Source organism: Planomonospora antibiotica, assembly GCF_014647955.1.
GTDB lineage: Bacteria > Actinomycetota > Actinomycetes > Streptosporangiales > Streptosporangiaceae > Planomonospora > Planomonospora parontospora.
Genome location: NZ_BMQE01000094.1, coordinates 1 through 8,986, shown reverse-complemented (window position 1 = coordinate 8,986; position 8,986 = coordinate 1). Strand labels below are relative to the sequence as shown.

The window sequence follows — 8,986 nt, the reverse complement described above, 5'->3', positions numbered from 1 at the left end:
GGGATCAAAGCGACATCACAGGCGCAAGATCAGCTGGCCGCTGCGGTGAAACAACGAGGCCAGGCCCTACAGGCGTTTGAGCAGCACGGTGTCGCAGTAAGAAGTCGCACGCCAGAATCCCGGAGGCTTGGACGCGCAGGGACTCGCTCCAGGTCGGTCCCGTGCGTCGCGGCGCCGGATCAAGGCCGGCCTTCTTCAAGATGAGCCACACGGTGGAAGCACCGACGCGATACCCCAGACCGGCCAGTTCCCCGGCGATCCGGCGATATCCCCACAACGGGTTCTCCCGGGCCATGCGAAGGATCAGTGATCTCGCCGAAGGCCGTGTGGCGGGCCGCCCCGGTCTGCGGCGCTTGACCGTCCAGCGCCGCCGCACCAGATCAGCGTGCTGGTGCAGCAGTGTGCTCGGCGTCACGAACGCCTTCAGGCGGTCGGGTGCGGGCGGCATCCGCGCCAGCGCGCTGATCTCGGAGAAAGATCAGATAGAGCAGCCGCAACGCCATGAATAGCGATCATGCACAGTGGGCACTCGAGCACCAAACCGCGGGTCACCGTCGCTGGCCGAGTTTCCGGCACTCACAGGATACGGAGAGGCGCAAGAACCGATCTTGCCTGAGCCGTCGCCTCAAGTCGACCGCAGGCCAAGTACCCTGCGACGACTTTTGAAGCAGTACAACTTACAGCCGCCATTAGCTTAAACTTCTCCACTCAGGCTTTTGAATGTTCAGACGGACCAAGCCGATCAAAAGTTCCAGGGCTCAAGACTTTACGATCGGCCCAGCACCGGCCCTCCGATCAGGCTTGTCGAGAATCAGCCATCCAACTTCTCTTCAAGGTAACTAACCGCATAGCCCAGGTTCCAGGAAATGGAGATCCGTTCGGACTCCTCTTGAAAGTCTGGAACCGAATGCTTAAGCCATCCAGGAAAAATCACTAGTTCACCAGGCTTGCAGTGCAAGCGAACGTTATGATCTTCGCCGGCAAAGGTGATTCCGGGGTCAAAATAGCCAATATTTTGGCGAGGGTCGATAAGATCTAGTTCACAAACGTCCGGCGCTTTGACGTAATAAATCGCCGCCAATGCAGTGTTAGGATGAAAGTGGGCATCGTGCTGATTACCCTTCCGGTACACACTTGCCCAGCTGTTGCCGACAGCGAGCGAGACGACGCGCCTACCTTTAGCGCTCTCGATCCTGTTGAAGTTGCCTTCAGAGAAGGCTTCGTTGAGATCTTTCCCAATCGCACTTTCAACGAACTGACGCGCCATTTTCAAGACCCAGTTGGTGAGCTTGTCAATTATCGGCTCACCCCATTCGGTCATGTCGGGAGAGGTCTCTGATTTGTATGTAAATTTGTTGTTAACCACCTCTGTTCTAGTGATTACCAGGTCGGCCAGCAAGTCGTTGAACTGATCGGCATAAGGATGGGTGACGCGGGCCACGGGAGTTGTAAACAGCTGCACTATCGTCCCTGAAGGGGCGGAAAGATCCGCAGCACTAAATTGATCATCATACGATGTGGTCATATTAATCCTCAGTCACCTACGACTGGACCAGGGTGCGATCCGTCGCATCTGTAGAGCGGCCTGAGAGGCCTTCCGGTCGGTCAGTCACGGACACTATCCCAAGCCCAAGATCTTTCGGAAGGTCGAGGCGGGGTCAACCTGCCGCCTAGTGATCTTATTTGATTGCGTGCACAATGCGTCAACTCGCCGACAATGCGTGACTCCAGGAGGAGTCCGGGAGGCAGTCGTCCTCCGTGCGGTTGCTTGGAAGAAGCCCAGATGAGGCTCCCTAATGGGCGCGAGGACGTGCAGCTGCGCAGTCTGGGCGTCAAGCTCAGCTACTGCGAGTCGTCCAGAATGCACGGGGACCCCAAGATCCATAGCAAGGGTTCCCAGCAAGGTCAAGGCTTGACTTGAGATCTATCACCTATTTTGATCATCTTGTCAGTTAAGCGGCATTCGACCGCCTACGGGAGGCATGTAGTGGCTCAGATCGAGCTCTTTTCCACGGACACTGACGACGGCGTGATCTCCGTCGTGGCGAAGTCTGGCAAAGAAGACCACCGTCTGGCCCGTCAGATCAAGGTCGGCAACGCCCCTCGGGGTGGAGTCAAGTTCACCAAAACTGGCCGCGGTTTCGTCTCCAACACCAGCCAGAACACGATCTCTGAGATCGATCCCGTCTCTCTTGAGGAGGTCCGGCGGATCGAGGTCGGTCACGGGCCTCGTGGTCTCGGTATCATGCCAGGCGACAAGTACATCCTGGTCTCGAACTCGGGTTCAGACACCGTCTCCGTCGTGGACCTTGAACTCAACATCGAGCTTCGCCAGCTGCCGGTAGGCCGTGACCCTCGCCACATGGCGGTCACGCCCGACGGGAAGTGGGCATACGTCTGTATCTGGGGTGAGGGCGTTGTCCGTAAGCTGGACGTCTCGGGCTTGCTTACGGGCAAGCCCGAAGCCGTGTCGGTAGCGGAGACCATTGACGTAGGGACGACCGCTCATCCCTACAGCGTCGCGATCGAGCCGACTGGACGCCGGGTCTTCGTGGCCAATACGCAGGCTACCTACGCTTCTGTGATCGATATCGCATCGAGTGAAGTAACGCACGTCGAACTCGGGTATATCGGCGGTCGAGCTGTCGCCTTCTCACCGGACGAAGAGTACGCGCTCATCTCTGTCGAGTCAGTCAACTCGGTGTATGTCGTCCGCCTTAGCGACCTTAAAGTCATGCGGTACATCCCTGTCGGCCCGGGGCCTCGCGGTCTCACCGTCGACAAGGAAGACAAAACGATGTACATCACGAACTTCGCCAGGAAGACCATCATCGAGATGAACTGGCCAGCCTATGGCCCCAACTCGTTGACGATGGTCGACCTCGACTCGGCACCACTGGACCGCCAGGAAGGCGAGTTTGTCTACCAGGAGATCCAGGTTGGCTACGGACCCTGCAGCGTTACCATGCTGGACCTGAGCACCCTCCCTGCGGAGCGGCTGGAGGCCGGCCTAACTAGCGTTCAGGCGTAGGCATAAACAAGCGTTAGAAACGTTGCGTGGTGTGGACATCCCACACCACGCAACGTTTTCGCATGAGGACGTGAAATTTGAGTACAATCATCAGGTTCGGCCAGCTCTACGATTGGGCGCTTCTTCCCCATAAGCATAAGGTAGCTCGCGTCGCCGAGCGTGAGGCCGCAGAAATGTACGAAAAGCATTTCCGCTACAACCGCCGTGTTCGCCCAGCAACCTCTTGTCCGCCATGGGTGCTAGGTCAAGAGCTTGGCTGGGTTGTGCAGAGCCCGATCGATATCACCCTTACCCCGGTGGACGATATCCAATTCGGGGCAGAATCGGAGACTGACCTCACGGCTGTCAGCCGAATGCTGAACAGGACCGATGTATGGAATCGTGGCGATGGCTGGCTTGCCACTTCACGAAACGATTGGCTTCGCTTCACACAGTTTAAGGGCATAGGAGACAATTGGGAGGCTATGTTCCTACCAAATGGCGACGGTTCAGTTGAGTGGCGGCTAGGGTGGACGGCGCAGATCCCAGACGACATGTACTTGATGGTCATGGGCCTGGATCGATCGGAAGCGATTGAAATCCCTACAGGGATCATGACTGCTAAGCAAGTCAATCGAACTGCTGACAATGGAGGAATGAGTTTAGCCATTCGTCCTCGTCACGTCTCTAAAATATCACGCGGTACACCGCTGGCCAGACTGGTACTGCTTCATCGTCAGTCACTCCAGGCGATGAGCGAGGAGATCAATTAATGAGAGGGTTAAGTGTCCTCCGCCGCCCAGCGGCAATCAGTCTCCTCGGCTATCTCATCGTGGGCCGTACAGCTGGTGCAGCCTTTCCGATTGCATTTGTAGTTGTGCTTGCCCAAAGCCGCGGCTACGCAGAGGCGGCATTTCTGCAAGGGCTCATGGTCCTAGCATTTGCAGGAACCGCGCCATTAAGAGCTCGCGTTCTGGATAAATGGGGGTCAAGGAAGGCGCTAGTCCCTCAAACAATCACCTATATCTCGGCGCTTGTTGCGCTCACAGCATGCGCGGTCAACTCGCGTGTGAGCAGCCTCGCGATCGGTGCACTCGCCTTCGTTGCAGCAATATCAGCTCCTGCGCTCGACTCTGCGGTGCGCACATCATGGCGAAGAACTGCACGAACCGATGACGAGGTGAAGCTTCTACATGTGCTGGATTCTCTCGTCGAGGAGGCCGGTTTCTTTGCGGGGCCTGTCCTGGCATCTGTGCTAATGCTGACTGCAGGTCTCCATTGGTCTATCTCTATATTAACCCTCGGAACCTGCCTTAGTATCATTCTCCCGTTGCTTACTCCAGCAGTTCGTCGAGATCTTCTAGTCGATCGCCAGCAAGCCAGTGCATCAGAACCTCCAGAGGCACCAGCGAACACGAAGAGTTATGTACGAATTGTGCAACTGATTCTAGGACCGATTGCGCGACCGGACCTACGCGGAATTGTCTCACCAATTGTTGTAATGGGAACATCGTTCGGCCTACTTGCCATTACGATACCCGGCTTGGCCGCGAATCATGGATCAATTGCTACATCGGGCTTTATAACCGCTGCAATCAGCGCAGGGGGCGTCATTGGCGGATTAGCCTATGGGGCTCTCAACCTCCGCAGCACTTTATGGAGGAGACAGGCGATCCTGAGCTTGATCTTCGGATTGCCGATAGTTGCTTTACTCTTCACACGATCGCCATGGGCGGTCGCCGCCATCCTGCTTGTCAGTGGCCTAGCTGTCACACCGCTCTACATCAACTCTTATCTGCTTATTGATGAAGGGATTCCTTCGGAAGTCAAGCATGAAGCGAACTCTTGGGTGGGAGTAGGAAACGACCTCGGCTACACAATTGGAATCAGTGTCGGTGGATTGCTGATCGCTCAACATGGCGTCAGCTCCCCCCTCATCGGCGCTGGCCTTATCGGTGCTGTACTTACCATAATTGCATTGCGTGGACTCACTCTGAAGCCAGCTAAGACGAAGAGCGATACAGAAAGCCAGGTAGTTGTGTGAGCACCGTAGCGCCGCAGAAACACCTAGTAGAGATCGTCAGCCTGAGCGAGTTGAGCCTCAGGCACCGGGCGGCACTGAATGCGATACTCCTTCGTCGACGTGCGACGACACCGGCTCTAAGTGGAGTAAATCTTCCCAGCAAAGTTGACGACGTGGCGGCCCCAGGAAACGGCTTTGCTGTCCTGGCTTGGTCAGGGGAAAACAACCTGTCTGCGGCGGTGATCGGTACTATATTTCACAATAGCGATCCCGGTTGCGCCGCCTTCGAAGGTGTGAACCCAGTAGTCTCCTCTACGACGATGTTCACATCAGCATACTCGGTGGCTAACATCCCGCAGCCTTTTGACCTGATTCGCTCAAGTTACCCAGACACAGATCGCATAACCTTGCACATCCCATTAGGAGATGCTGTTACAGCTACAGCATTAGGCCATCTTGGATTCACATTAGACAGTTTTTTAGCCCTTCGTGCAGGTTCTGCACACACGCCCCTTCCTTCTGTTAATGGCTTCAATATACGAGCAGCGCAGGGCCAGGATGCGGCAAAGATAGCAAATCTCCATGTCCAACATATCGAGGATCAACTACCAACGTCGGCGTTCGTTTCGACAGCTGCGCTAGATAGCCGCGATGGAGTTGAGGACCTAGAGAAACGCATCCGCGAAGGCGCCACGCTTTATGTCGCAGAATATGATAAAACCGTTATCGGTGTGATCGAGACCTCGCAGTTCGACGTTCCCAATGATGGTAAACTTCGGCGCACGCCTCACGGACGGGCCGGTGTCGTTCAGTGGGTCTGCGTGGTGCCAGAGTATCGGGGCCGTGGAGTCGGTAGTGCATTGATCAATACAGCTCTCAACGAGTTAAACAACTCACAGGTTGATTACACGTACGTATTTCATGGAGCGAATAATCCGCTATCAACCTCGCAGTTCTGGCAACGGTTCGGATTCTGTCCAACTTGGGGAACATGGGAGCTAAATGTCGAATAATTCAGTATTGAGTCTTTCCTGTGCTGAGGCTCGCCGACTTGCCGTTGCTGCTCAAGGACTAACCGAACAGTCAGACCTCCTAACCCCGCTCAATATCTTGCGGCACTTAGGAGCAATCCAACTTGATGCAATCCAGCGAGTGGATAAAGCCCATCGCTTGGTTTGCTTAGCGCGTGCTTCTGCTCTGAAGGGTCGGCAGACCCTAGATGACGGCTTATGGAGCTCTTCAGGTCCGGCTGCTGTCTTCGAATCGTGGGCGCATGCAGTTTGTTTGCTGCCCATCGAGGACTGGCCCCTATGGGAGTTCAGCAGGCAACGCACCGAGAAAGCTCGTTGGGCTCCCCCTGCTACGGTGTGCGATCGGCTGATTAACCTAGTACGCGATCAAGGCCCGATGACCATCCGTCAACTTGAGGCTGGTGCTGTAAAGTCATCGGGCTGGAACTGGTCAGAAACTAAAACGGCTGCCGAATTCCTCGTCTGGACTGGAGGACTTATCTGCGCCGAACGCAAAGGTAGCCAACGTATCTACGACCTTCCAGAACGTCGCATCCCCTCCCATCTGCTTAATAAGCAGCTAAGCGAAACACAGAGCCTTGCCACGCTGGTTTCAAGAGCTGCGCAAGCATACGGCGTAGCCACGGTTTCAGACTTGACGGAATATTTCCGGCTCACGCGGAAGGACGTTGAATCTGTCGTTGCGGAAATCGGGCTCATTCGAGCCAATGTCGAGGGTTGGACTGATCCTGCATGGGTCCATCCGTCGATGATCAATATCCCTTCAAGTGTGACCCAACCCGTCTTCCTAACCCCTTTTGATAATCTAATTTGGGACCGTGAAAGGACGCGTCGACTATTCGGCTTCAGCTACACGTTTGAGGCATACAAACCTGCCGCAAAGCGGCAATATGGCTACTATGTAACACCACTACTTGTCGAGGGCTCAATAATCGGGCGAGCAGATTTAACGCGCGAGGGAAACGATCTTGTCGCATTGGCAGCATATTATGAATCACAAGATATGCGTAATGAGCAGGCTCTGATGCAAGCGGGCTGGCGCTTAGCGATGCAGCTCGGTTGTGATGAGTTCCGAGTAGTTCGGGAGAGTTTCGGAACCTAGCGCTACTGATCTGCTGAGCGCAACTGCTGTCCCGGTCGAGCGGCACACCGATCTTTGTCGGGTCCACCTCGGCCAGCGCTGTCTTGCTGCGGTACTCGTTGCGGGAATTGCCGTTGCCCTGCACCGTTTCAAAATCCATCGCCTAGGGCTTAAGCTGGGATTTCCCCGGAACGGCTATGCGGCTCGGTGGTATTCGTTGATCAACCCGCCGAGCACCCTCCGATGCTCGAGCCGGCCTTCCAGCGGTACGACGGTCCGCTCGTCGTGATCGGGTGGTCGTTGCGCGGAACTGGTCGGCCGATGGCCGTTGTAGTGATCGGCATTGCGCCTGCCGAAAATTACATCCATGCAGTTCAAGCGGCATGTGAGTACTCGTGAAGGACTCCGCCGAGCCGGTCTCGTCTGCGGACGCTCAGCTCTGCGAGTGCCGAAAATTCATACATCCAAGTCAAGCGGCACGCCGACGCTCCTGAGACACCACCGAGTCGATCACATTGACGAACGCCAAGCCGGGTGATTCAGGCTTATATACGAGGTCACGTCCCGGAAGTGGTGTACGAGCCGGCTGCGGGCGACGCTTCCGGAAGCGTCGCCCGCACCCTCGACCGAGGATGACGCATGTTCATCGATGGCAACGAGATGTATGTCGACGACAACGAGTACGACAGATATCTCGACGACAACGAGTACGACAGATATCTCGACGCGCTCTACCCCGGGAAAAGAGCGGCCGACCCGCGCGATCCCGGCGAGACGTTCCTTCCTGAGGACGGGGTCTACCGATGGGACAGGATGGGCGGCCACCGCGAGACCTACGCCGGGCTGCCCGTCGCCGAACACCGCATGCTCACCGGCCGCGACACCGTCCCGGATCCCTCGCTCTTCGCCTGGCCCCTGCACGGCAGTGAGGTGTACGAGGAGGCCGACGGCCCCGGGTTCACCGCCGGGCTGGAGGAACTGCTCGCCACCGTCGACGGTTCCCGGATGCAGGCCATCGTGGTCGCCGGGATCAGCGCCCGCGACGCCCCTGCCGTACTCGCCGCCAACGCCCACCGGCTGCCCCGGCTGCGCTCGCTGTTCCTCGGCTTCATCGAGCCCGACTATCAGATCTCCTGGATCCAGCAGGGTGACATCACCCCGGTCCTGGAGGCGTTCCCCTTCCTGGAACGGCTGGACGTGCGTGGCAGTGAGGGCCTGCACCTGTGCCCCGTACGGCATGCCTCCCTCAAGGTTCTGCGGTTCGAGACCGGTGGGCTGCCCGGCGATGTCGTTCGCGTGCTGGGGAGGTGCGAACTGCCCGTCCTGGAGCACCTGGAGCTGTGGCTCGGTGTCGCCGAGTACGGCGGTGACGCCACGGTGAACGATCTGGAGGGCGTCCTGTCCGGGACGGGCCTGCCCGCGCTGCGCCGGCTCGGCCTGCGCGACAGCGAGATCCAGGACGAGGTGGCCGCCGCCGTCGCCGCGGCGCCGGTCGTCGCCCGGCTGGAGGCGCTCAGCCTGGCCATGGGTGAGCTGAGCGATGCGGGAGCCGAAGCCCTGCTGAGCGGCCAGCCTCTCACCCACCTTCGCCACCTGGATCTGCACCACCACTTCCTGAGTGAGGACATGGGCAGGCGGATCCGGCGCGCTCTGCCCGGTGTCGAGGTCGACCTCTCCGAACCTCAGGCGCATCTGAGGACATGGCGTTATGTCGCCGTCTCGGAGTGAAAGACGCGACACCGCCGCCGAGTAGCCGTCCTCATATCCGGCGGCACGCCTTTGAGAGGGCTTTACGTGAGCCGAAGTCTTTGATGTCACAGTGTGATCGATTGGATTTGTAT

7 protein-coding genes are annotated in these 8,986 nt (G+C 57.4%); 6 read left to right on the top strand and 1 reads right to left on the bottom strand.

Annotated elements, in window-relative coordinates; genetic code table 11:
* Positions 1-811: 811 nt before the first annotated feature.
* Positions 812-1,525 (bottom strand): TIGR02466 family protein, encoded by a 714-nt coding sequence (locus IEZ06_RS35030; RefSeq protein WP_203872414.1) that lies wholly within the window; start codon positions 1,523-1,525, stop codon positions 812-814.
* 462 nt (positions 1,526-1,987) lie between these two features.
* Here IEZ06_RS35030 and IEZ06_RS35025 point away from each other — a divergent pair, with 462 nt between their 5' ends.
* From IEZ06_RS35025 to IEZ06_RS35000, 6 genes are all read left to right on the top strand, one after another.
* Positions 1,988-3,031 (top strand): YncE family protein, encoded by a 1,044-nt coding sequence (locus IEZ06_RS35025; protein WP_189240968.1) that lies wholly within the window; start codon positions 1,988-1,990, stop codon positions 3,029-3,031.
* 77 nt (positions 3,032-3,108) lie between these two features.
* Positions 3,109-3,783, top strand: a complete 675-nt coding sequence (locus tag IEZ06_RS35020; protein WP_189240967.1) for a hypothetical protein — start codon at positions 3,109-3,111, stop codon at positions 3,781-3,783.
* Complete coding sequence (locus IEZ06_RS35015; protein WP_189240966.1) at positions 3,783-5,054, top strand: MFS transporter; 1,272 nt, start codon at positions 3,783-3,785, stop codon at positions 5,052-5,054. Before IEZ06_RS35020 ends, IEZ06_RS35015 begins: the two co-directional genes overlap by 1 nt.
* Positions 5,051-6,046 (top strand): GNAT family N-acetyltransferase, encoded by a 996-nt coding sequence (locus IEZ06_RS35010; protein WP_189240965.1) that lies wholly within the window; start codon positions 5,051-5,053, stop codon positions 6,044-6,046. Before IEZ06_RS35015 ends, IEZ06_RS35010 begins: the two co-directional genes overlap by 4 nt.
* Positions 6,036-7,166 (top strand): winged helix-turn-helix domain-containing protein, encoded by a 1,131-nt coding sequence (locus tag IEZ06_RS35005; protein WP_189240964.1) that lies wholly within the window; start codon positions 6,036-6,038, stop codon positions 7,164-7,166. Before IEZ06_RS35010 ends, IEZ06_RS35005 begins: the two co-directional genes overlap by 11 nt.
* A gap of 618 nt (positions 7,167-7,784) precedes the next feature.
* Positions 7,785-8,873 carry an STM4015 family protein gene (locus IEZ06_RS35000; protein ID WP_229799126.1) on the top strand — a complete coding sequence of 363 codons (1,089 nt, stop codon included), beginning with the start codon at positions 7,785-7,787 and terminating at the stop codon, positions 8,871-8,873.
* Positions 8,874-8,986 lie beyond the last annotated feature (113 nt).

What these genes read in the sequence shown, in the direction of transcription:
- IEZ06_RS35000 (WP_229799126.1), top strand. Translation starts at nt 7,785, where the DNA reads ATGTTCATCGATGGCAACGAGATGTATGTCGACGACAACGAGTACGAC.
- IEZ06_RS35005 (WP_189240964.1), top strand. Translation starts at nt 6,036, where the DNA reads ATGTCGAATAATTCAGTATTGAGTCTTTCCTGTGCTGAGGCTCGCCGA.
- IEZ06_RS35015 (WP_189240966.1), top strand. Translation starts at nt 3,783, where the DNA reads ATGAGAGGGTTAAGTGTCCTCCGCCGCCCAGCGGCAATCAGTCTCCTC.
- IEZ06_RS35030 (WP_203872414.1), bottom strand. Translation starts at nt 1,525, where the DNA reads ATGACCACATCGTATGATGATCAATTTAGTGCTGCGGATCTTTCCGCC.